The organism is Leucobacter albus, from assembly GCF_039528015.1.
Taxonomy (GTDB): domain Bacteria; phylum Actinomycetota; class Actinomycetes; order Actinomycetales; family Microbacteriaceae; genus Leucobacter; species Leucobacter albus.
In genome coordinates this window covers 123,192-145,966 of the sequence record NZ_BAAAKZ010000008.1, presented here as the reverse complement: position 1 = coordinate 145,966, position 22,775 = coordinate 123,192, and the positions used below count along the sequence as shown (strand labels likewise).

The 22,775-nt window shown below is 67.9% G+C and carries 20 protein-coding genes; 6 read left to right on the top strand and 14 right to left on the bottom strand.

The annotated features are described in order from the left end of the window. On the top strand, positions 1 to 678 hold the full coding sequence (locus ABD115_RS09825; protein ID WP_343960544.1) for a transaldolase family protein: 678 nt from the start codon (positions 1 to 3) through the stop codon (positions 676 to 678). Between the two features lie 10 nt (positions 679 to 688). Here the strand turns inward: ABD115_RS09825 and ABD115_RS09820 are convergent, their stop codons facing one another. Further along, the gene (locus ABD115_RS09820) at positions 689 to 1,585 is read right to left on the bottom strand and encodes a sugar phosphate isomerase/epimerase family protein (RefSeq protein WP_343960543.1); all 897 of its coding nucleotides are present in this window, start codon (positions 1,583 to 1,585) and stop codon (positions 689 to 691) included. A 139-nt stretch (positions 1,586 to 1,724) separates the two neighbouring features. Between ABD115_RS09820 and ABD115_RS09815 the strand changes: the two genes are divergently transcribed. The 3 genes from ABD115_RS09815 to ABD115_RS09805 all read left to right on the top strand — a co-directional run bounded on the left by ABD115_RS09815 (position 1,725) and on the right by ABD115_RS09805 (position 5,436). Then, a complete protein-coding gene (locus ABD115_RS09815) occupies positions 1,725 to 3,284 on the top strand; it encodes a sugar ABC transporter ATP-binding protein (protein ID WP_343960541.1) in 1,560 nt (519 codons plus the stop codon). Continuing rightward, complete coding sequence (locus ABD115_RS09810) at positions 3,281 to 4,309, top strand: ABC transporter permease (RefSeq protein WP_343960540.1); 1,029 nt, start codon at positions 3,281 to 3,283, stop codon at positions 4,307 to 4,309. The genes ABD115_RS09815 and ABD115_RS09810 overlap by 4 nt, the downstream gene beginning before the upstream one ends. A gap of 137 nt (positions 4,310 to 4,446) precedes the next feature. Beyond that, positions 4,447 to 5,436, top strand: a complete 990-nt coding sequence (locus ABD115_RS09805; RefSeq protein WP_343960539.1) for an ABC transporter substrate-binding protein — start codon at positions 4,447 to 4,449, stop codon at positions 5,434 to 5,436. Between the two features lie 40 nt (positions 5,437 to 5,476). Here ABD115_RS09805 and ABD115_RS09800 read toward each other — a convergent pair whose 3' ends face one another. From ABD115_RS09800 to ABD115_RS09760, 9 genes are all read right to left on the bottom strand, one after another. Continuing rightward, positions 5,477 to 6,448: a phosphotriesterase family protein gene (locus ABD115_RS09800; RefSeq protein WP_343960538.1), complete on the bottom strand. Its 972-nt coding sequence runs from the start codon at positions 6,446 to 6,448 to the stop codon at positions 5,477 to 5,479. Further along, a complete protein-coding gene (locus tag ABD115_RS09795; protein WP_343960536.1) occupies positions 6,448 to 7,377 on the bottom strand; it encodes a shikimate dehydrogenase family protein in 930 nt (309 codons plus the stop codon). The genes ABD115_RS09800 and ABD115_RS09795 overlap by 1 nt, the downstream gene beginning before the upstream one ends. Then, entirely contained in the window at positions 7,374 to 8,411 is a 1,038-nt protein-coding gene (locus ABD115_RS09790) for an NAD(P)-dependent oxidoreductase (RefSeq protein ID WP_343960535.1), read from the bottom strand. The genes ABD115_RS09795 and ABD115_RS09790 overlap by 4 nt, the downstream gene beginning before the upstream one ends. After that, positions 8,411 to 9,907: a xylulokinase gene (gene xylB / locus ABD115_RS09785; protein WP_343960533.1), complete on the bottom strand. Its 1,497-nt coding sequence runs from the start codon at positions 9,905 to 9,907 to the stop codon at positions 8,411 to 8,413. The genes ABD115_RS09790 and xylB overlap by 1 nt, the downstream gene beginning before the upstream one ends. A gap of 9 nt (positions 9,908 to 9,916) precedes the next feature. Then, complete coding sequence (locus ABD115_RS09780) at positions 9,917 to 10,495, bottom strand: glucose-6-phosphate isomerase family protein (protein WP_343960532.1); 579 nt, start codon at positions 10,493 to 10,495, stop codon at positions 9,917 to 9,919. Between the two features lie 256 nt (positions 10,496 to 10,751). Further along, positions 10,752 to 11,543, bottom strand: a complete 792-nt coding sequence (locus ABD115_RS09775) for a FadR/GntR family transcriptional regulator (protein WP_343960531.1) — start codon at positions 11,541 to 11,543, stop codon at positions 10,752 to 10,754. Positions 11,544 to 11,627: 84 nt separating this feature from the next. Then, positions 11,628 to 12,638 carry an ABC transporter substrate-binding protein gene (locus tag ABD115_RS09770; RefSeq protein WP_343960530.1) on the bottom strand — a complete coding sequence of 337 codons (1,011 nt, stop codon included), beginning with the start codon at positions 12,636 to 12,638 and terminating at the stop codon, positions 11,628 to 11,630. 39 nt (positions 12,639 to 12,677) lie between these two features. Next, positions 12,678 to 13,451 carry an ABC transporter ATP-binding protein gene (locus tag ABD115_RS09765; protein WP_343960529.1) on the bottom strand — a complete coding sequence of 258 codons (774 nt, stop codon included), beginning with the start codon at positions 13,449 to 13,451 and terminating at the stop codon, positions 12,678 to 12,680. Next, entirely contained in the window at positions 13,448 to 14,458 is a 1,011-nt protein-coding gene (locus tag ABD115_RS09760) for a FecCD family ABC transporter permease (protein WP_343960528.1), read from the bottom strand. The genes ABD115_RS09765 and ABD115_RS09760 overlap by 4 nt, the downstream gene beginning before the upstream one ends. A gap of 127 nt (positions 14,459 to 14,585) precedes the next feature. Here ABD115_RS09760 and ABD115_RS09755 point away from each other — a divergent pair, with 127 nt between their 5' ends. Together ABD115_RS09755 and hemQ are read left to right on the top strand one after the other, a co-directional pair. Next, positions 14,586 to 15,698: a ferrochelatase gene (locus ABD115_RS09755; protein WP_343960526.1), complete on the top strand. Its 1,113-nt coding sequence runs from the start codon at positions 14,586 to 14,588 to the stop codon at positions 15,696 to 15,698. Positions 15,699 to 15,712: 14 nt separating this feature from the next. Next, the gene (hemQ, locus tag ABD115_RS09750; RefSeq protein ID WP_343960525.1) at positions 15,713 to 16,441 is read left to right on the top strand and encodes a hydrogen peroxide-dependent heme synthase; all 729 of its coding nucleotides are present in this window, start codon (positions 15,713 to 15,715) and stop codon (positions 16,439 to 16,441) included. A 153-nt stretch (positions 16,442 to 16,594) separates the two neighbouring features. On the opposite strand, the gene ABD115_RS09745 is transcribed toward hemQ, so the two are convergent. The 4 genes from ABD115_RS09745 to kdpC form a co-directional block, all read right to left on the bottom strand. Further along, the gene (locus ABD115_RS09745; RefSeq protein ID WP_343960524.1) at positions 16,595 to 18,643 is read right to left on the bottom strand and encodes a DUF7507 domain-containing protein; all 2,049 of its coding nucleotides are present in this window, start codon (positions 18,641 to 18,643) and stop codon (positions 16,595 to 16,597) included. A gap of 195 nt (positions 18,644 to 18,838) precedes the next feature. Continuing rightward, entirely contained in the window at positions 18,839 to 19,531 is a 693-nt protein-coding gene (locus ABD115_RS09740) for a response regulator (protein WP_343960523.1), read from the bottom strand. Then, positions 19,528 to 22,116: a DUF4118 domain-containing protein gene (locus tag ABD115_RS09735; protein ID WP_343960522.1), complete on the bottom strand. Its 2,589-nt coding sequence runs from the start codon at positions 22,114 to 22,116 to the stop codon at positions 19,528 to 19,530. Before ABD115_RS09735 ends, ABD115_RS09740 begins: the two co-directional genes overlap by 4 nt. Positions 22,117 to 22,118: 2 nt before the next feature. Beyond that, positions 22,119 to 22,742 (bottom strand): potassium-transporting ATPase subunit KdpC, encoded by a 624-nt coding sequence (gene kdpC / locus ABD115_RS09730; RefSeq protein ID WP_343960521.1) that lies wholly within the window; start codon positions 22,740 to 22,742, stop codon positions 22,119 to 22,121. Positions 22,743 to 22,775 lie beyond the last annotated feature (33 nt).

Here is a 22,775-nt window from a genome sequence, read left to right as displayed (position 1 = left end):
ATGCTTACCCCCACACGGCCCAGGTTGTATGTCGATAGCGCCGACGTCAACGAAGTGAGCCCGCTTCTGGCTGCCGGGGTGGTGCGCGGGGTGACGACGAACCCCACGATTCTCGCGCGCGGCGGGAGGGCCGCGGTTGACATCCCCGAGCTGTACGACCGGTGGGTCTCTGAGGGCGCTGACGAGGTCTTCTTTCAAACCTGGGGCGGCGACACGGACGCGTACCTGCGAAACGCATCGGGCCTGGCGTCGCTGGGGGAAAAGGTGGCGGTGAAAGTCCCGGCGACGCCTGCCGGGTTCGCCGCGGCGAGCGTGCTCGTGAAACAGGGCACGAGCGTGCTCGTCACCGCCGTGTACTCGGTCGCGCAAGCGCTCACCTGCGCTGCGATGGGCGTGCGCTACATCGCCCCCTATCTCGGGCGCATGCGCGACGCGGGCATGCCGGCCGACGCGCTCATCGCCGATATGCAGGCAGCCTGCGCAGGCAGCGACACCAACGTGCTCGCGGCTAGCCTGCGCTCGGCTGACGACGTTGTGTCGCTCCGGCTTGCCGGTGTGCCCTTTTTTACGGCAGCGCCGGCGGTTATCAGAGAAATGCTGTGGCACGAGGTGAGCGAGAGCTCGGCGGCCGAGTTCGACTCAGAAATGCTCAGGCTGAGCCTGGAACGCAGCGCGTAGCGCGAAGCGCTCAGTGCAGTGCGATCGTTTCGGCGGCGTGCACGGTGTCCCGAATGAACCGGTTCGCGTGGGCTGCGAGGTCGTCGGAATCGTGCCAGAGGTTGCGCCACACACCGAGTGTGTTGCTCAGCTCCGCACTCACCACGGCTGTGGAGAACGATTCGAACACCACTGGGCCGTCGTAGCCGATCTGCGCGAGCGCGCGAAAGAAGCTCCCAAAGTCGACGGATCCGCTGCCGAGGTAGCCGCGATGGCTCTCCCCGATGTGCACGTAGCCGAGCCTGCTTCCCGCTGCGAGCACCGGTGAGAACATGTCTGGCTCCTCGATGTTCATGTGGTAGGTGTCGAGGTGTAACGACACGCGCCCGTCGGCGCCGCCATCGAGCCCGGTAAGCTTCTCGACGCCGTCGAGAAACTGCAGCCCCGATCGGGCGGTGTTGATCACGTTCGACTCGTAGCGATTGACGACCTCGAGTGACAGCTCGACGCCGCGGTCTGCGGCGTAGCGTGAGAGGCGTGAGAGCGCCGCCTGACTGTTGGCGCGGCCACCGGCTGTCGCGGGCTGCACGTATTTCTGCATAGCGGAGTAGATGACTCCGCACAGCCGCGTGCCTCCCAGCGCCTCGACGGTGTCGATGCAGCGTGAGAGCAGCGTCTCGCCGGCAGCGACTACGGCAGAATTCTCGCTGCTGAGGTCGGTGCTTTCCGTGAGCCCGAGCGAGGCGCTCACCTCGAGGCCGTTGTCGTCTACGAGCCTTCGTGCGAGGCCGACATCGAAGTTTTCTAGGTCCATGAGCGGGATTTCGATGAGATCGAACCCCGCCTTTCGGGTGCCCTCGATCGCGGTTTTCAGACCCTCGTGGTCAAATTTTCCGCTAAAAACCAATGCATGCGCGCCTATGAGCATGGTGTTCTCCCTGTGGTGTCGACGGGTGTGATCTGCGTCCGTGACCAAGATGTTATTACAAGCGTTTCGCTTTTCCCCAGCCTTGGGTACATTTAGATACAACTTGCACCGAGGAGTTTGCTCGGGCAGAATTGCTCCGATGTTTGCAGCAAATGCGGGCGTTACGAGAACCTTCAAGGAAGTGGGTGAACGCATGGGGGACCCGATTCTCCGCGTGGCGGGTATCAGCAAGGGCTTTCCCGGGGTGCAGGCCTTAAGCGACGTGAGTCTCGAGGTGCACGCGGGCGAGGTGCTCGTGCTTGTCGGCGAGAACGGCGCCGGGAAGTCGACGCTGATGAAGATCCTCTCCGGTATCTATGCCAGGGACGCCGGTACGATCACGTTCGACGGGGCCGAGGTCGATCTCACCAGCCCGCTCCAGGCGCAACAGCTCGGAATCACGATCATTCACCAGGAGCTCAACCTGATGAGCGACCTCACCGTTGCGCAGAACATCTTCATCGGCCGTGAGCCACACTCCGGGCCACTGCTGTCGGAGCGACGGCTAAACGAACAGACCTCCGAGCTGCTGCAGCGACTGCGCATCAGACTCGACCCGAGGCAGCGCGTCGGCGAGCTGACCGTCGCGGAGCAGCAGATGGTGGAGATCGCCAAGGCGCTGTCGTTCGACGCGAAGGTGCTCATCATGGACGAGCCGACTTCTGCGCTCACCGACACCGAGGTCGAAACGCTGTTTGTGCTCATCGAGCAGCTCCGCGCGAACGGCACCGGCATCGTGTACATCTCCCACCGCATGGACGAACTGCGGCGCCTTGCAGATCGGGTCACGGTGCTTCGAGACGGCGCATACATCGGCTCACTGTCGAAAGACGAGATCGAGATTCCGCGAATTATCGAGATGATGGTCGGTCGGCCCATCGACGAGGGCACGCGGCCGGCACCGCGAAACCACGAGGAGCACCCGGTGGTGTTAGACGTGCAGGGGCTCTCTACGAAGGCTCTCTTGAAGGGCGTCTCGTTCCAGTTGCATCGCGGAGAGATTCTCGGTTTCGCCGGGCTCATGGGCGCGGGCCGCACCGAGACGGCGCGGGCGCTGATCGGGGCCGACCCCAGCGACGGCGGCAGCGTGAGCATTGCGGGCAGGCCCGCGACAATTCGCCAGCCAGCAGACGCGGTGAAGCGCGGAGTCGGTTATCTTTCCGAAGATCGAAAACTGCTCGGCCTCATGCTCGAACAAGACGTGACGTTTAACACGATCCTCGCCTCGCTCGGGTCGTATGCGAACCGTCTGGGGTGGATGGGCGACAGGAGCGCCAGAAACGACACGAAGGGCTACGTCGAGCAGCTTCGGGTGAAGACCCCGTCCGTGAACCAGGTGGTCAAGCTGCTGTCGGGCGGCAACCAACAGAAGATCGTCATCGCGCGCTGGCTCATGCGCGACTGCGATGTGCTGATCTTCGACGAGCCGACTCGGGGCATCGATGTCGGTGCCAAAGAAGAAATCTATCGCCTGATGCGGCAGCTCGCCGACCAGGGCAAGTCCATCATCGTCATCTCATCAGAACTGCCGGAGATTCTCCGTGTTGCCGACCGCATCGCGGTGTTTGCAAACGGAAGAATCACGGGCACCCTTCGAAACGAAGACGCCAGCCAGGAGAAAATTATGCAGCTCGCAGCACACGGGGAGGCCGTCGCATGAGTAGTTCAGAACCCGGGTCAACGACCTCGATCGTGCAGATCGCGGTCGATGAAAACACCGACAGGCGCAGTGCGCGCGACTTCATGAAGAAGCAGGTGCAGCAATCGCTGGCCTTCGGCACCCTGATCGCGCTGTTCGTCTTCTTCTCGCTCGCGAACCCCAACTTTCTCACCTGGAGCAACATCTCGGGCGTGCTGCTGGCAACCGCAGTGATCGCGGTGCTCGCCGTTGGCACGACCTTCGTCATCATTACGGGAGGCATTGACCTGTCGCTCGGCACCGGCATGGCGCTGTGCTCGGTGATGACGGGTGTGTTCATTACGAACCTCGGCATGCCGATCGCGGTCGGTGTGGTGGGCGGCGTGCTCACCGGCGTGCTCATGGGGCTTATCAACGGCCTGAACGTGACATTCTTGCGACTGCCGCCCTTCATCGCGACCCTCGCGATGATGATGATCGCGGGCGGCCTCGCCCTCGTGATCTCTGGCGTCGCGCCGATCTATTTCTCGTCATCGGCGCCGACCTTCAAGCTGCTCGCGACCGGCACGCTCATCCCTGGCCTGCCAAACGCGGTGCTCATCACCCTCGTGCTCGCCGTGCTCGCCTACCTCGTGCTCAATAGGTCTCTGCTCGGCCGCTACACGTTTGCGATCGGCTCGAACGAAGAGGCCGCCCGCCTCTCGGGCGTCAACACGCGTCGCTGGAAGATCTACGTGTACATGCTGTCGGGCGCATTCACCGGGGTCGCCGGAGTGCTCATCGCGGCGAGGCTCGACTCGGCCCAGCCGCAGATTGGCCAGGGCTACGAGCTGCAGGCGATTGCCGCGGTGATTATCGGCGGCACGTCGCTGCTCGGCGGGCGCGGCTCGATTCTCGGCACCGTGATCGGCGCGCTCATCATGGGTGTGCTCGTGAACGGCTTGCGCATCATGTCGATCCAATCGGAGTGGCAGAACATTGTCGTTGGCACCGTCGTGCTCATCGCGGTGTTCTTCGACTCGCTCCGCAACCGCGATCGCACCTAGACCTCGGGCGGCGGTGACGCTCGTGCCCGCCACCGCCCGATCGGCTTCGGCTGAAACCCCGCGGACTCGTCCGCATCGGCACAGCGAATCATGTCTACGAAGCTGGCGAGAGCTGGCTCACTAACAACGGAGTTGTCATGAAATTCGGAAAGAAAACTGCCTTCGCGGCGCTCGTCGCTTCAGCGGCTCTGGTGTTGGCCGGCTGCTCGGGCAACGGTGACGGCGCTGCCGAGGGCGGCGGCGAGGGCGGCGACGAGATGTACATCGCCATGGTCTCGAAGGGCTTCCAGCATCAGTTTTGGCAGGCGGTAAAGACCGGGGCCGAGGAGCGGGCCAAAGAGCTCGGCGTGCGCATCACGTTCGAGGGGCCCGCTGCCGAGACCGAGGTCGACGCCCAGCTGCAGATGCTGCAGACCGCAATCGACAAGCAACCAGACGCGATCGCGTATGCCTCGCTCGACCCAGAGGCGTGCGTGCCCTACCTCGATAAGGCCAAGGCGGCGAACATTCCCGTGGTCTACTTCGACGCGCCGTGTAACGGAGACGTCGGGCTGAGCCTGTCGGCCACCGACAGCAAGGTTGCCGGTGCGCTCGCCGCCGAGAACATGGCCGACCTCATCGGCGGATCGGGCAAAGTCGGCATCGTCGGCCACTCGCAGATCAACTCAACCGGCGTCGAGCGCCGCGATGGGTTTGTCGAGAAGATCGAGTCTGACTACCCAGACATCGAGATCGTCGACATTCAGTACGGCGATGGCGATCACCTGAAGTCGGCCGATATCGCGAAGGCGATGATCACCGCTCACCCCGACCTCAAGGGCATCTATGGCACCAACGAGGGCTCGGCCATCGGCGTCGTGAACGCTGCGAACGAGCTCGGTCTCGAGAACGGCAAGATCACGATCGTCGGTTTCGACTCTGGTGCGGCCCAGGTCAACGCGATCAAGGACGGCCTCATGGCGGGTGCCGTGACGCAGGATCCGATTGGCATCGGCGCGCAGGTCGTTCAGGCAGCCTACGATGCCGCGAACGGCAAGACCGTCGAGAAGTTCTACGACACGGGCTCGATGTGGTACGACAAGACCAACATCGACGACCCGAAGATCGCCGCGGTGCTGTACGAATAAGAGGTGGCCAGGCTGCTCGGCAGCTCGATAACCAGGCGGCTCAGCCCTGCTCGTGCGTCAGCGCGAGCAGGGCTGCTGCGTTGTCGACGAGCATGCGCCGCACCGCGGCATCGCCGACCGTTCGGCGCAGCCGCGGCAGGTAGCGCTCGCCGAGATATGCCATGCCAGGCATGCCGCCGTATGCCACGAAGCGGCTGCTCCTGGCAACGTCACCGCCGAGCAGCACCCGGTCGCCGTACCCAGCGCTCACCAGTTGCTCGGTGAGGTCGAGCAGCTCGGCGTCGCTGCGCGTGCGTTGGCGCGCGACGCCGTCGTAGCCGAGGTAGGCCCCGCGAGCGGCCAGTTCGCCGTGCAGCCCGGCGTCGGGGGAGCGGTCTGCGTGCGCGAGCACGACGCGCTCGGCGCGCACCCCGGCAGCGCCGAGCAGGTCGAGCACCTCGTGGGCCGCGGTGCAGAATTCGAGGTGGATCATCACGGCGGCGCCCGTTGCGGCGTGCGCGATCGCCAGGGCGTCGAGCGTTGCGCGCTCGAACGCGCTGATCTTCCAATAATCGATACCGCCCTTGAGCACCCCCGCGCGCACCGGATTGCCGGCTGGCGAACGGGCAACGCGCGGCGCCTCTGCCGCATCGTCAGCTGGCATGCCCTCGGCGATGTCTGCGACGAAGCCTGCGGAGAGCTCGGCGACCCCGCGCTCGCGCGTCGGGTCGCATGCTGCGTAGTGCGCCTCGCGGTGGCGGCCCGTAGTTGCAACGATCGTGAGGCCGGTAGCCGCGCTGATGCGCGCAACTGCCTCGGGCCTGCGGCCAAGGCCGAAGGGCGTCGCGTCGATCATCGCGGCGAACCCGCTGTCGCGCAGCAGCGCGGCTTCGCGCGCAGAGGCCGTCTCGCTGTCGAGTTCGTCGCCCGGGAGTAGCGGGGTGACCTGGAACAGGTGCTCGTGATAGTTTGTCGCCCCGAGCGCCTCAGGGGCAACGTCGCCGAGCACGGTGCGAATGATCGGGCTCGGCATCACTGCCTCGCGAACTCCGCTGCCGCGGCGAGCTCTTCGAGGGTGTCGGCGGTGAGTTCGAGCTCGAACACGTCGGCGATCACCTGGCTCCAACCGTGAATGAAATAGCGCCAGCCGTCTTCGACGTGCAGACCGAGCCCCGGGGCAGCCGACCGGGCCTGCCCAAGAAACTCGAGCGACCCCCGGTAGTTGAACTCCCAGGCATATGCGCCAGCGGGGAACTCGACGTCGTCGGGCAGTGGGGAGCCCGGGAGATCCTTCCCCAGCCCGGTCGCATTCACGATGAGCGAACCTGGCGCGGCGGCCGCCACGATGCGCGCCGCGTGTGCCGGGCTATCGGTGCGCACGTAGTCGAACAGCCCGTCGGTGGCTCCCTGCGCGAGGTGTACCTCGCGCAACTGGGCGAGCGAGGCATCGTCAAGCGCGGTGATCGTTACCCTGGCCGGGGCATCGTCGCGCTCGGCGAGCGCCCAGCTCAGCGCCGTTCCCGCGCCGCCAGCGCCGAGAATTACGGCCTCAGCTCCCGTGGTCGCGAAGTGCTGCGGTGGCAAGAACTCGTCGAGCGCGAGAGCGGCAGTGATCGGGTCTTTTGCCCGGCCCGAGAGCCGCGAGCCACGCTTGGCGATACTCGAGATCTCGGAGCACGACACCGCGAACGGGTCGAGCTCGTCAAACAGCTCTGCCGCTGCGGCGTAGAGGTTCATTTTGTGCGTCGTGACGAGGGCGCCGCGGTGACGCTCGTCGTCGCGTATCTGGGTGACCAGGGCGCGATACTCTGCCGCGGTCGCATCGAGCGGAAGATCGTGGCCGACGAGCGTGCGGGTGGGCAGCCCGAGAATTTCGGCCCACCGTGGGAAGACGCGCATGATTGAGGAGGCGCCGGTGCTCACCCCCACGAAACCCATGTAGTCGTTGGTCTCGCTCGTCATCGCGTTGTTCCTTCTGTCGGTCTGTTGGTGGCTTGCGCGGCGGGCTGCGCCGGTGGGCGGATCGGGCCGCGCTGGCCGCGCTCGGTCTGCGTCACCCTGTGCGTTGGGGCGCCGCCGCCGAGCACTGCGAGCACCTCGGCGAGGGCCATGCTTCCCATATTGTCGACGGCCTGCGTGGTCTGCGCCCCGAGGTGCGGGGTGACGATGACGCGGTCAGCGAGGGCTGCGTCGAGCAGCGGGCTGCCGCTTGCCGCGGTGTCGCCGGTGAGCGTGTCGGCCGCGTACCCCGAGAGCTGACCGCTGGCGAGCGCGGCAGCGAGTGCCGCCTCGTCGACAAGTTCGGGGCGGGCGGTGTTCACGAGCAGCGCTCCCGGCCTCATTGCGGCGATGCGTGCGGCGTCGACGAGCCGCGACCCGCCGGGCGTGTGGAGCGTGATGACGTCGGCCTCGGCGAACACCTCGTCTGGCCCGGCAGGCTCTGCCCCGAGCTCTCGCACAACCCGGTCGGGCAGGAATGGGTCTGCGGCGAGCAGGCGGCAGCCGAAGCCGCCGAGCCGCCTGGCGACGCCCTGCCCGATGCGCCCGAACCCGATGATGCCGACGGTCGACGCCCCAAGCTCGCGGCCGCGGCGGGTGCTCCAGTCGCCGGTGCGCACCCGCCGATCGCCGTCTGGGATTGCGCGGAGGCTCGCGAGCATGAGCGCGACTGCGTGGTCGGCGACCGCGTCGGAGTTCGCGCCAGGGGTGTTGGTGACGACGACACCGCGGGCCTCTGCCGCTGCGAGGTCGACGGCCTCCGTGCCGACTCCGTACCGCGCGATGACCCGCAGCTGTGGCGCCGCGGCGAGGTGAGCGTCGGTGACCCCGCCCGTGCCAGCGATCCAGCCAACCGCAGTTGCGAGCAGCGGCGCAAGCTCATCGAGCGCGTGATGCGCCGGGCCGCGCACGACGGTGTGTCCCGCAGCGTGCGCCCGGCCGATGAGGTCGAGGTCGCCGCCAGAAAACGATCGACTCGTCACGAGAATTGTCGCCATCAGCCGGCCTCGGTCGCCGCGCCAAACCACGGTGCGAGGGCGGTGTAGGCCTCGGAGAACCTGGTGTGCCGCTTCACGTAGGTATCGTGCGCCCCGGGGTCGGGGGTAAACTCCGCGGTGACCTCGCTCAGGGCCCTGGCCGCACCGAAGTCAGTGAGCCCCAGCCCGACCGAGCCGGTGACGGCGGCGCCGAGGCTGTTCGCCTCCTCGACAATCGTGCGCCGCCTCACGGGAATGCCCCAGACATCGGCGAGAATGCCGAGCCACACGTCGCTCTGCGCGCCGCCCCCGACCGCGTCGATGCGGTCGATGCTCGCCCCCGACTCGCGGAACGCCTGAATGCAGGTCAATAGGTTGAACGCGACTCCCTCGAGCACGGCCCGGGTGAGGTGATTGCGGGTGTGGTGCCGCCCAATGCCGACGAAGGCGCCCCTGGCCGCCGGGTCCCACAGCGGCGCACGCTCGCCGAGCAAATACGGCAGAAAGTACAGCCCGTCGGTGTCGAGATCGCCTCCCGCGTCGGCGGTGAGTGCGGCCGTATCAGGGCGGGCCGGGTCGGGGGAGAGGGCCTCGGTGATCCACTGCAGCGACGCTCCGCCAGCCTGCATCGTTGCCGTCGGCACGAAACTTCCCGGAACAACGTTGTTGAACGTGAACGTGCGAAGCTTCGGGTCGTGCAGGGGCTCCGTGCTCGCGAATGAGATCCACGACGAGGTGCCGAGGCTCACATAGGCGCCGTCCTCGGGCGCGACGATGCCCGAGCCAACGGCGGCGAGCGGCCCATCGCCACCGCCCATCACCACTCGCACTCCGGTGTGCAGCCCGAGCGTTGCCGCCGCGTCGGCGGTCAGCGGGCCAGCGATAGCCGTCGACTCCAAGATCTCGGGAAACAGCGACCGGTCGAGCCGTGCGGCGGTGAGCACGTCGTCAGACCAGTCGCCGGCGAGCTGGTCGTAGGCGTTGGTTCCCGAGGCGTCTGACCGGTCGGTCGCGAGCCTGCCGGTGAGGCGGAGCACGATGTAGTCTTTCGCAACGCAGCACCTGCGCACCCGCGCCCAGGTGTCTGGCTCGTTGTCGCGCACCCACATCACTTTCTCGACCGAGTAGGTCGGGTTCAGGCGGTGCCCGAGAATGCCGTAGGCGCGTTCGGCGCCGAGCGCCAGCTCGAGTTCGCGATGCTGCTCCGTTGCGCGGGTGTCTGCCCAGATGATGGCGGGCCGCACGGGCATGCCGTCAGCATCGAGCAGCACAGCCCCCATCATCTGGCCGCTGACGACGAGCCCCGTGACCGCGTGTGCCGGCGTCTCGGTGCGTGCGAGGAGCTCTCTGGTTGCCTGAGCGACAGCGTTCCACCAGTCGTGCGGATCTTGCTCCGCGACTCCGCCCGCGGCGAAATGAGCCGGGTACGGCACGGTGACCGCGGCGAGCGGCCGCCCGTCGTCGGCGTGGAGTGAGGCCTTGTTCCCGGTCGTGCCGAGGTCGTGGGCGATGATCATGCGCCCGGGCTACTCGGCGAAGGGGCGAAGCAGCGCCGAGCCGTCTGGCCCGCGAAACGCGCGCTTGCCCATGCCGTGTTCGACTACCCAGTCGTAGTCGTGCCCGGCTCCGCCGGGGTAGACCGCGAGAAAAGCGTAGGGCTCGGTGCCCGTGTTGACGGAGCGGTGCGCCCAGCCTGGCGGAATGTAGCCGATCGTGCCAGGCAGCATCTCGAGCCACGAGGTCTGCTCGCCATCGAACATCAAGATGCCACCCCTGCCGGTGATCGCAAGGTAGATTTCGCCCTGGTGGTCTGGGTGCTGGTGGCCCTTCGTCATCCAAAACTCACCGCTCGTCGTGCCGGGCATGATGGTGGTGATCGACTGCGGTAGCTCGCGGTTCGCCTCGGGCACGGGGGAGCTCGTGACGGTGTACACGACTGGGTTCTCACCGGCCGCGGCCGCGGCGCGGGCCGCCTCGTCGCGAAACAGGCCCTCGAGATCGCTCATGCGGCGGGTGAGCGTTGGGCCAGCCGGCGCAAGCGTCAGCTGCTCGTGGTCGAACCGAATCGCCATGGGCATGATCGGTGGTGTGTGAAACTCGGGCATCATTGCTCCTCGGTGAGGCTCGCGTCGTCACGAACCGGCCTGTAATTACAGGAGAGACTACCTGTTATTACAGGTCGCGTCCAGGGCGAGCCGCTCGGCCCCGGTGCGCGGCTGCAGAATCAGGGGCGATCTGCATAGCCAAGGGCGTGGGAGCCGCGGTCTATGCGTGGCTGTGCAGATTACCGATCGAGCGCAGCAGCGCGGCGGCCAGCGGCGCGGCGGCCAGCGGCGCGGCGGCCCAGCAGCCCCGGCGCACCTATTCCGAAGCCACGCCCTGCGGGTCGTAGCCAGCCTCGATGAGGCTCTCGGCGCGCTCGGTGTTGGGTGCGAGGTCGAGCATATCGGCGTGCACGCCGAGGTCGCGGTCTGCGTGCAGGGCCATCGAGTGCGCGGCGTCACGAACATCGCGCTCTTCGATTGCCTTGAGCAGCGCTCCGTGGTCGAGGTGCATGGTGTCGGCTGAGATGCCGAGGAACACTACGCCGCTTGAGACCGCCCGGCCGAGCACTGTCATGACCCCGGTGTAGAGGTCAAGCAGCAGCTTGCTGCCGCTCGCCTCAACGATGAGGCGGTGAAACGAATCTGGTCGCAAGATGTCATTGCAGCGCTCGCAGCCCGACAGGTCGGAGCTCTCGCTGTCGGGGTTCTCGTCGAACAGCAGGCTGCGCTCGTAGCTCGCGCGAAGCGCAGCCAACTGGTCGTCGCTGCGCTTGACCGCCGCGGTCTGGGCAGCTTCGATTTCGAGGGAGCGCCGGTAGATGAGCACCTCTTCGAGATCTTGCTCGGCAAGAAACTCGGTGAGCAGCGAGCTCACGGGTGTGCGGGCGCGCACGAACGTGCCAACGCCCGGCACGGGTTCGAGCATTCCGAGCGTCGTGAGCGAGCGCACGGCCTCACGCACGGTGGATCGCCCGACGCCGATGAGATCCATGAGCTCGGGCTCTTTGGGAATGAGCTGGCCTATGGCCCACTCGCCACTGCTGATACGGGAGCGGAGAAAAACATGAGCCTCGCGCACCTTGTGCGAACCGAGCTGTGTGGAGGACATGCACTGAGTGTACCGAGCGCGCGCCGTCTCGGGGGCGACGCGCACACAGGGAACACTCGGCTAGGCCCCAGCGCCCACCCCCAGCTACTGCAGCGTCGCCACCCACTGCGTCAGCTCGGCGAGGCCGGGCCCCGTCGCCGCGAGCCCGAGCGCCTGCACATCTCGCCCGCTCACGCGCAGCAGCTTGTCATCGGCAGCAGCTGGCACGGTCGCGACCGCGGGGTTTGCGAGCAGCTCGGCGTACATGCGGTCGCCAGTGCCGTTCATATCGATGAGCACGATGCCGTCGGGCGCTGCCTGCACGATCTGCTCAGCGCTGATCGGCCCGGTCGCGGTCATTCCGAGCTCGTCGCTGACACTCACGGCTCCGGCGAGGTTGAGCAGGTGCAGCGGGAAGGCGCTCCCGGCCGTTGCGAACGGGCGGCCCGCCTGATTTGTCAGCACGAGCACGCGGGGCGCGTCGCTCGTGTCGGCGCCGGCGGTGCTCGCGGCGTTGTCAGCAAGACCAGACTCGATCTCGCTGACGAGCGCGGCCGCAGCGGGTTCAGTGCCGGTTGTCTCGCCGATGAGTGCGATGTTCTGCGTGAGCATCGCGGGGTCTGTCCACGAGCTCGGCAGTTGCAGGGTGGTCAGGCCGGCCTGCTCGAGCACGGCGCCGATCGTGTCTTCGGCGCCGTGTCGGGGGCTCATCACGACGAGATCGGGGCCGGTCGAGATGACGGTCTCGGTGTCGAGATTCATGGCGACGGGGAAGGTCGCCGGCACCTGCTCCATCTCGTCGACGTGGCCGCCGAGGGCTGGGTTGAGCACCGCCTCGGGGACGAGCACGAGACGGTCGGCAAGCCCGAGCTCTGCGAGCACCTCCGCGCTCTCGTAATCGAGGGCCGCGATTGCTTGCGGCTCGGCCGCTACGGTCAGGCTGCGCGCTTCGCCGCCGCGGCCGGCGGGAATCTCGACGGTGCGCGGGAAGTCGGCCTCGGCCGTCTTGGCCGGTGCTGCCGCGGGTTCGGGGCTGGCTGCGGGCGAGCACCCAGCGAGCGCAACAAGCGACAGCGCGGCAACCGCACCAGCGGCAACGGCGGTTTTGAAAGACATGGTGTTCCTTTCGCACGGGCGCTTGTCGCGCCCGTGGGCTTAGTCGTCTGCCGCGAGAATGCGGCGCCCCTTCGGGGTGGTATGAATTGTGGTGCGCACGCCGTAGGCGGCGAAGACGCGGTCTGGGCCGAGCACCTCGTGGGGTGCCCCGTTGTGCGAGGAGCCGCCGGGGTCGAGCAGCAGCACCCGCGTACAGGCGTTCAGTGCAAGGCTGAGGTCGTGAATCGCCGCGATGACGATGCGGCCCTGGTTGCCGAGGCCGCGCATAATCTGCTCGACCGCGCGCTGGTGCGAGAGGTCGAGCGCGCTCGTCGGTTCGTCAAGCAGTACGACGGGGGTGTTCTGCGCGAGTACGCGGGCGAGCTGCACCAGCTGGCGCTGACCGCCTGAGAGCTCGCTGTAGCGACGGTCTTGGAGCTCGGCGATACCTGCCCGTGCGAGGGCCGAGGCGACCGCGTCACCGGGATCCGCCCGCCCCGACGCCCACGCGCCCACCCCCACGAGCTCGCTGACGCGAAGCTCGCCCGGCGCTCCGTGATCTTGCGCCATGAGCGACACGAGCTGCGCGCGCCTGCGTGCGCGGGTCGCCGACAGCTCTTCTTCGCCGAACAGTGCACTGCCGTAGCTCGCGATGCCCGAGTGCGCGATCGCGCCGAGCAGCGACGACTTTCCGACCCCGTTTGGCCCCACGATGCCGAGCACGGTGCCGGGCTCGAGGGTCAGTGTGAGGGGGTCGCTCAGCGCCGTGCTGCCCTGAATGGCGCCAAACTCGGTGAGACGGAGCTGGCGCAGCTGCGCGGGTGCCGGGATCATGCGCGCGACTTTCGCAGCAGCAGTGACAGAAACACGGGGGCGCCGACGAGAGCGGCGACGACGCCGGTCTGCACGACCACAGCCCCGAACGCAGTGCGGGCGATCGTGTCGGCGACGATGAGAAACAGCGCACCGCCGAGAGCGGCGAGGGGCAGCAGCCTGGCGTGCGAGGCCCCGACGAGCAGCCGAAGAAAATGGGGAACGACAAGGCCAACGAAGCTGATGATGCCGCTGACGGCGACCGCTGCGCCGGTGACAAGCGCAGCGACGAGCAGCAGCAGCGTGCGTTCGCGCGCGACGTTCACTCCCGAGGTAGCGGCGATCTGCTCACCGAGTGCGAGTGCATCGAGCGAACGAACGCGCGTCGCGAGGATGATGAGCCCGGCGATGATGGGGCCGACGGCAAGCAACACGTGATCCCAGGTGCGTAGCTCGAGGTCGCCTGCCAGCCAGAACATTGCGCTGCGTACGAGCGAGTCGTCTTTGGCATTGGCGATGAGCACGTTGATCAGCGCGCCGGCGAGCGCGCTGATCGAGACGCCAACGAGAATGATCGTGCCGGGCCCAAGATCACGCCTGCTGCGCAGCACGCCGAGCAAGATGAGGGCGACCGTCGCCGCGCCGGCGAAGGCCGCGAGCGGAATGCCCCACTGATTCGTGCCAGAGAACCCAAATGTGATTCCCGCGACCGCTCCGACAGCCGCGCCAGCGGAAACGCCCGTGATGCCCGGTTCGGCGAGAGGGTTTCGCAAGATCGCCTGCATGACCGTGCCGACGACTGCGAGCGCCGCACCGACGAGAGCCGCAACAACGATCCGCGGCAGGCGGATCGACCAGACGACGGTCGAGGCCTGGATGTCGGCCTGGTGCGGCGCAAACAGGGCGGTGAACGTATCGGCTGGAGAGAGGCGTACGATACCTAGCATGAGCGACAGCATGGCGGCGACCGCGAGTGCGAGTACACCGCAGACGGTCGTCCAGAGGACCGGGTGTCGGGTGCGGCTCACGATTCTCCTGCAGCAAAATGGTCGAGGGGCGTCAAGCGGCGCCGGAACCACTCTAGTCATAGATCAGACGTAGTAAGTCAGACCTTTCACATCAGACGTTCAGGTTCGGTCGAATAGCGTACGGAGCGTGACTGAGAATTCGCCTGCCGCGCTTGCGGCTCCTTACGATGCCCTGCTCCTGTGCTCCTTCGGTGGCCCGAACGGCCCAGACGACGTGCTGCCGTTCTTGCGCAACGTCACCGTCGGCAAGAACATCCCGGAGGACCGCCTTGTCGAAGTGGGTGAGCACTACGGTCACTTTGGCGGCAAGAGCCCCATCAACGAGCAGAACCTCGAGCTGCTTGCGGCGCTGCAGGCCGAGCTCGGGCGCCGCGGCATCGACCTGCCCGTGATCTGGGGCAACCGCAACTGGCACCCCTACACCGTCGACGCGCTGCGCGACGCGGCAGCCTTCGGCACGAAGCGGGTGCTCACAATCGTTACGAGCGCCTACGCTTCATACTCGGGCAGCCGGCAGTACCGAGAGCACCTCGCCGCTGCCGTGAGCGAGCTCGGTGACATCGCACCCGAGATTGACATCGTGCGCCCGTTCTTTAACGAACCGGGGTTCGTGCTGGCGAACGCCGACGCGATCGCCGAGGCCGCAGCCAAGCTCGACGGCGGGCTCGCTGGCGCCCATATCGTCTATGTCACCCATTCGATTCCCGACGCAATGCAAGACGCGTCGGCGGTGACTGGCCCCGGCTACCGCGAGCAGCACGAAGACGTACTCGCAACCATCAACGCGCTGCTCGCCGGAGACGTCGCCCCGACCTTCGAGTCGTCTCTTGCCTACTGCTCGCGCTCGGGAGACCCGCGCACGCCGTGGCTCGAGCCCGATGTCAACGACCACCTCGAGGCGCTTGCGCAGGCCGGGGTGCGCAAGGTGGTGATTGCGCCGATCGGGTTTATCTCAGATCACATGGAGGTCGCGTTCGATCTCGACACCGAGGCGCTCGAGACCGCCGCAGAGCACGGCATCGAGGCCGTGCGCGCTGACACGGTTGGGGTGCGCGAGCGCTTCGTGAGCGGTCTCGTCGACCTGGTGCTCGAGCGTGCAGCCCGCGAACGAGGCGAGGAGGCCCCGGCACGCACCGTGGGGGCCTACCCCGCGCTGCCTGACGTCGCTCCGCCAGGGAGCTGCCGCATGCGCCACGGCGAGGTCACGGGTATTCCCGTGATCGCCGGGGCAGAGGACTAACAAGGAGAACGATCGTGACCGAAACCGCACGCCCCGTGATTGATCACAGCGCCATCGCCGAGTCCGTGAACGAGGCGGTGAATTACACGATGTTCGCGGTGTTCCGGGAGGAGCGCGGAGCGGCTGTCGTGGCGGATCCGCGGGCGGCCACGCAGGGCACGCTCCGAGCGCTCGAGGCCATTTCTGGGCTCACCGTTCGCGGCTGGTACGACATCGCCGGTTTCCGGGCAGATGCCGACCTGCTCGTTTGGTTCCATGCTCCAACGACCGAGGCGTTGCAGGCCGCCTACCGCACGGTGCTCGAGGGCGCCGCCGGTCGGCTATCGCCCGTTTGGTCGAACATTGGTGTGCACCGCGCCGCCGAGTTCAACCGCGCGCACATTCCCGCGTTCCTCGCGAACGAGACGCCGGGCGACTACCTGTGCGTGTACCCCTTCGTGCGCAGCCGCGAGTGGTACCTGCTGCCAGACGAGGAGCGCTCGAAGATGCTCCGCGAACATGGCGCGGCCGCCCGCGACTACGGTGACGTACTCGCAAACACCGTCGCCTCGTTTGCGCTCGGCGACTACGAGTGGCTGCTCGCGTTTGAGGCGGCAGACCTCACCCGCATCGTCGACCTCATGCGCGAGCTCCGGGCAACCGAGGCGCGCAACCACGTGATCGAGGAGACGCCGTTCTTCACCGGCCCGCGCGTCGCGCCGGAGGAGCTGTTCGCCCGCCTGATCGGGGGAGTGGCCGCCTAATACGGGCCGCAGCTGCAGCAACGGCCGCAGCGGGCTGCAACGGCAGCAGCAGCAACGGCCCGCAGCGGCACCAACGGCCGCAGTGGCAGCAGCGTGAGCCAGCACGCCGTGGGGGCGAACTGGCTCACGCTGTCGTTGCGCGCGCTGGGTCGCTTAGCTCTGCACGCCGCGACGGCGCTTCCTGCCGAGCGCAACGCCCCCGGCGCCGCCCGCCGCGAGCAGCAGCGCGAGCGCGAGGCCGGCGAGCGCTGGGCCGCCGCCGGTGTCGCCGAGCGGGCCCTTCCCTGATTCATCGGGCTTCGGGCCCTGGCCGCCGCCGCCGGTCACCTTGTTGAGCTGCACGGTCGCCTCGGCTTCCACCATCAGGTCTTTGCCCGCCTGGGGCTCGTAGGCCACGACGAAGACCGCGTTGTTCGCCGACAGGCGCCCGACGTCTTCCGCGGTGAGCGTCGAGGTCATGGGCACCACCGTGGTCTCGTTGACCGCGAGCTCGTCGATCTCGACGGCGTGGTCGCCGTCTTCGTTGTCGGTGTCGCCAAACTCGAACACCGCCCAGACGTCGACGAGGGGCGCATTGCCCGTGTTCTTCACGGTGGCCGACCACTCGACCTCGGCCCCGACCTTCGTGGTCTCGGGGGCGGTGCCCGTCAGCTCAACGGTGAGCGACGGCGCGATCTGCGCCACGTTCACGCCGTCAACGGTCGCGGCGTCGCCGCGCCCCGCCTCGCTGTACGCGGCGACGCGGAAGCTGTGCTCCCCGCCGGGAAGGCCAGTGAGCGACACGCTCGTGTCGAGCGACGGATCCCGCTCCACGGTGTTCCAGCTGGCGCCACCGTCGGTCGACGACTCGATCACGTAGTCGATCACGGGAGCCTGCCCGTACTCGGTGGCGACCTCATCCCAGCTGAGCGTCACGCTCCCCGGCGCCGTGCCGGCCGCCGCCTCGAGGTTTGCGAGCGGGTCGGGGCTCTTCGCGAGCAGCCGAAGCGGCTGCTCCGCTCGCACCGACACGGCGAGCCAGCCCTCTTCGGTGAATGCGACATCTCGGGCGGTGTCGTAGGGCAGGCCGGGCAGTGCCACGTTCTCGATGAAGTCGCCGCTCATGCTCAGCCGCGAGATCTGCCCCGTGCCGGGAATGAGAAACAACCCCTGGCGCGGGTCTACCGCGGTGTTGTAGAGCTGCGTGCCTGGCACGAACACGGCACCCTTGTAGCCGAAGTCGGTGTCGAGCTGCCACGACTCGTTCGCGTCGTCGATCAGCCAGCGCTGCAGGGCGCCACCTTCTGGGCGGCCACTACCGAGGTCTGTCGTGTAGAGGGCCGTGCCGTCTGATGAGACGCCGTAGGCGCCCGCGAGGTCGCCAGGCGACTCGGGGTGTGGCGCGTTAGGGTAGCTGCCTGCGACCTGGCGCTCGCCTGTCAGCCGGTAGAGCGGGGCGCTGTTCTCGCCGCTCGATGGTGTGCTGAACACGCTTACGACGTTGCACAATTCGTATGGGGCGTAGAGCCGGTCGCCGAGCACTGTGAAGTACGGCCCCCACATGAGCTCGCCCGCGGCGAGCTGAGTGCAACCCTGATTGCTCGCGAACCCGGCGTTGCCGATGCGCTTGTGTGCCGAGTCGTAGAACAAGATTGTGCCCTGGGGCGTGTTGGTGTTGCCGTTCGTGTCATTGACAGCGACGCCGCCGCCCGGGAGCGCTTCGATGCCGCGCGGCTCAGCCCATGGCTCGCTGCCGCCCGAGGGCGCTGCCGCGGTGCTGTCGCGATTGGCGTACCGAACTGGGTCGCCCCAGGCAGACGCGAGGTAGCCGCCCCCATCTGCCGCGTAGTTGCCGCCGCCGAGGTAGTCACCCGCGAGCGGATCGAAGGAGCCGCGCGGGTACTCGAAGATGCCGCGCCCGAACCCACCAGCGCCAGGGTTCGCGTACCAAATCGAGCCGTCTGCGGCGACCGTGACGCCGTACAGGCTCGGGAGCGGGGTGGTGTCGCTGCCGATCAGGCCGTATTGGTCGCTGCCGGTCGACTTGCCGAGCGCCTCGAGCTCGCGGTCGCTGGCCGGCCGGCCGTCGACCGACGACGGGGGAGCTTGAGGCGTGGCGGTGACCGGGTCGTCGACGGCCCTCGCCTCAGTCAGTGGTGGCGCGAGTGACGAGACAGCGACCGCAGCAGCGACGAATGCCCCGAATCGGGTGAGTGTAGACATGGCTTCCCTTCGGGTTCGGTGGCATGCCGGCGCGACTAAGTGACACACGTCGCCTACGGCACCGGAAAAAAATACACCCGAGGGGTGTGCTCACACCGCCCACACGGCTATCGGCCGCGTTATTTGGGGGAGCGGCCCCGTTGATTTGAGTAGTCGGCGATGCCTGGTTTTGGTGCTCGTGCTGGCGGCGTGCGACTACTCGCCGAGCCCGGCGAGACGGTACCCCATACCGGGTTCCGTGAGAATGTACACGGGATTGGCCGGGTCTGCCTCGAGCTTCTTCCGCAGCTGCGAGACGTACAGCCTGAGGTAGCCGGAGTCTTCGGCGTGCTCGGTGCCCCAGATGTTCGTGAGCAGGGTCTGCCGGGTCACGAGCTTGCCGGCGTTGCGAATGAGCAGTTCGATGACCTGCCACTCGGTCGGGGTGAGCCTGATCTGGCGGTCGCCCGTCGATTCGCTTCGCACTGCGCTGTGCGAGGCGAGGTCGATCGTGACGTCGCCGAGCCGCGCGACGGGTGTCTCCACCTCGTGCGGTGCGCGCCGGGTGAGGGCACGAATGCGCGCGAGCAGCTCGCCGACCGAGAACGGCTTCGTGACGTAGTCGTCGGCGCCGGCGTCGAGCGCCTCGATCTTGTCGGCTGCGCCGGCCCGGCCCGAGACTACGAGAATGGGCGCGCGCGACCAGCCGCGAATCGCGTGGATCACCTCGAGCCCGTCGAGCTCAGGCATGCCGAGGTCGAGCAGCACGAGGTCTGGCTCGTGGTCGATCGCGAGCGCGATCGCCTCGGTGCCGTTGATCGCGGTGAAGATCTCGTGGCCCTTCGCGGTGAGCGTGATGCGCAGCGCACGGAGGATCTGCGGGTCGTCGTCGGCGATGAGGATCTTCATGCGCGACCGGCTTCGGGGGTGACAGCGAGTGAGACGACCATCGTGAGCCCTCCTCCTGGGGTATCTTCTGGCCTGAGCGTACCGTGCATCGCCTCGACGAAGCCGCGCGAGAGCGCGAGGCCGAGGCCGAGGCCCGTGTCGTTGTCGGTGTCGCCGAGGCGCTGGAACGGCACGAAGATGTCGTCGAACTTCTCCTCGGGCACTCCGGGGCCGTGGTCGATGACGCGCACCTCGAGGGTGCCAGCGAACACGCTTGTCGAGATGACGATTGGAGTGCCTGCGGGGGAGTGCCGCCACGCGTTCGCGAGCAGGTTCACGAGCACCCGCTGCAGCAGCACCGGGTCCGCGGCGGCGCGCGCCTCGCCGTGGCCGAGCGCGAGTCGCACCTCGCCGGGGCCGAGGCCGAGCTCGTCGAGCGCGGGGGCGATCGCCTCGGCGGGGTCTGTCGGCAGCTCGGCGATGCTCATGACGCCGCCCTGGAGCCGGCTCACGTCGAGCAGGTCGGTGAGCAGCGTGCCGAGCGAGGCGAGGCTCTCGTCCGCGGTGTCGAGCAGCTCGACGCGATCCTCCCCGGAGAGGCGGGGGCCCGCGGCGCGTAGCCCGCCGACGGCGGCGGTTGCTGCAGCGAGGGGCCGCCTGAGGTCGTGGCTCAGCGCCGACAGCAGCGCGCCGCGCACCCGGTCGGAGGCGGCGATCGGTTCGATCTCCTTCGCGGTCTGCTCGAGCTCCTGGTGCGCGATCGCCGCGGAGAGCTGCGCGACGACGACGGAGAGCAGCCGCTGCTCGGAGGCCGCGAGCGGCTCGCCGTGCAGTTCGAGCACGGCGTGTTCGCCGAGGCGGATCCGCGTGACTTCGGAGACCGCACCGGAGACAGCACCGGAGCTGGTCTCTGGATCACCGGCCTCCGCGATGACGCGCTCCGGTTGGCGGCTGGAATCGCGGGCGGCGTCGTGGTCTGCGCCATCGACATGGCTCGCGTCAGCCTCGGGGCTCTCGTGCAGCACCCGCACCGCGGCAAGCTGGAACGCCTCGCGGGTGCGATCGGCGAGCGCCTGCGCGGCGTCGTCGCCGCGCAGCACGCTGCCGGCGATCGTCTGAATGAGTTCGGATTCGGCGGCCGAACGCTTCGCCGCCCGCGTGTGGCGCGCAGCGCGGTCGACGATGATGCTCACGAGGCTCGCGATGACGACGTAGAGCGCGAGCGCGAGCAGGTGCAGCGGCTCGTGGATGTGCACCGTGTAGATCGGCTCGATGAAGAAGAAGTCGAGCGTCAGGCCCGAGAGCACCGCGGCAAACAGCGCCGGCCAGATGCCGCCGACGAGCGCGACGACGACGGTGAGGAGCTGATAGCTCAGCACGTCGCTCGTGATCGAATCCGGGCTGCGCGACAGCGACAGCAGATACGTCAGCGCCGGCCCGCCGAGCACTGCGACGACGAAGCCGAGGACGCGCCGCTTAGCGGTGAGCGCGCCCCTGCCGCGCGGCAGCCGAAACCGCCGCGCCGCCGCCGCGTGGTTGACCATGTGCACGTCGATGTCGCCCGACTCGCGCACCACCGTCGCGCCGATCCCCGGCCCCGTCAGCGCCGCCGCAAGCCGGCCGCGACGGCTCGCGCCGAGCACGAGCTGCGTGCCGTTGACCGAGCGGGCGAACTCGACGAGCGCGCTCGGCACGTCCTCGCCGACGACCTGGTGGTAGCTGCCGTTGAGCTTCTCGACGAGCGCCCGCTGCTGGGCGAGCACGTCGGGCCCCGCGGTGCGCAGGCCATCCTGGCTCGTGACGTGCACGGCGAGCAGCTCCCCACCCGAGGTGCGCGCCGCGATGCGCGCCCCTCGACGCAGCAGCGTCTCGCCCTCGGGGCCGCCGGTGAGGGCGACAACGACGCGCTCGCGCGCCTCCCACGTGCCCTCGATGCCGTGCTCGGCGCGGTACCCCTTCAGGGCCTCGTCGACCTCGTCGGCGAGCCACACGAGCGCGAGCTCGCGCAGCGCCGTGAGGTTTCCGAGCCTGAAGTAGTGCGAGAGCGCCGCATCGATCCGCTCGGCGGGGTAGACGAAGCCCTCCGCGAGGCGCACGCGCAAAGACTGCGGGGCGATGTCGACGAGTTCGAGCTCGTCGGCGGCGCGCAAGAAGCTGTCGGGCACCGTCTCCTGCTGCGGCACCCCGGTGATCTGCTCGACGACGTCGTTGAGCGACTCGATGTGCTGCACGTTCAGCGTGGAGATCACGTCGATGCCGTTCGCTAGGAGCTCCTCGACGTCTTGCCAGCGCTTCTCGTGCCGCGACCCTGGCACGTTCGTGTGCGCGAGCTCGTCGACGAGCGCGATGCCGGGGTGCCTGTCGAGCACGGCGTCGAGATCCATCTCGTCGAGCTCAACGCCGCGGTGCGTGAGCGTGGTGCGGGCGAGTTCGGGAAGGCCCGCTGTGAGCGCCGCGGTCTGGGCGCGGCCGTGCGACTCGACGACGGCGATGACGACGTCGCGGCCGTCGCCCAGGAGTCGCTTGCCCTCCTCGAGCATCGAAAACGTCTTGCCGACGCCAGGTGCCGCGCCGAGGAACACGCGCAGCCTTCCGCGTTTTGGCATATTCACCCCCGCAACTGCTCGAGCGCCAGGTTGAGTTCGAGCACGTTCACCCTACTCTCCCCGAGAAAGCCGAGGTCAGGGCCCTGGGTGTGTTCCTCGACAAGCGCAGCTACGTCGCCCTGCGCGAGCCCGCGGGCGGCGGCGACCCTGTCGATCTGGATCGCGGCGTACGCCTCGCTGATGTGCGGGTCGAGGCCCGACGACGAGGCGGTCACCGCGTCGGCCGGTACGCGCGACTCAGGCACGCCGTTGAAGGCGGCGACAGCACGCTTGCGCTCCCCGATCGCGGCGACGAGGTCGGCGTTCTCGGGGCCGAGGTTCGACCCCGAGGAGGCCGCGGCGTCGTAGCCGTCGCCTGCAGCCGAGGGGCGCGGCTGGAAGAACTCGGGGTCGGGCTCGCCCGACGCGGTGAGAAACTGCTGCCCGATGAGGGAGGAGCCGACGGGCTGCCCGCCGGGCGCCGTAGGCGCAGCGAGGAGCGAGCCGTTTGCATGCGCGGGGAGGGCGAGCTGGCCTGCGCCTGTGATGACGAGCGGGTAGGCGACGCCGAGCAGCAGCGTGAACAGCGCCATCGCGCGGATCGCCACCCAGACGGTGCGGCGTGAGGTGCGAGTTGCGGCAGCCATGATGTGAGCTTCTTTCGTGAGGGTGGATCGAGG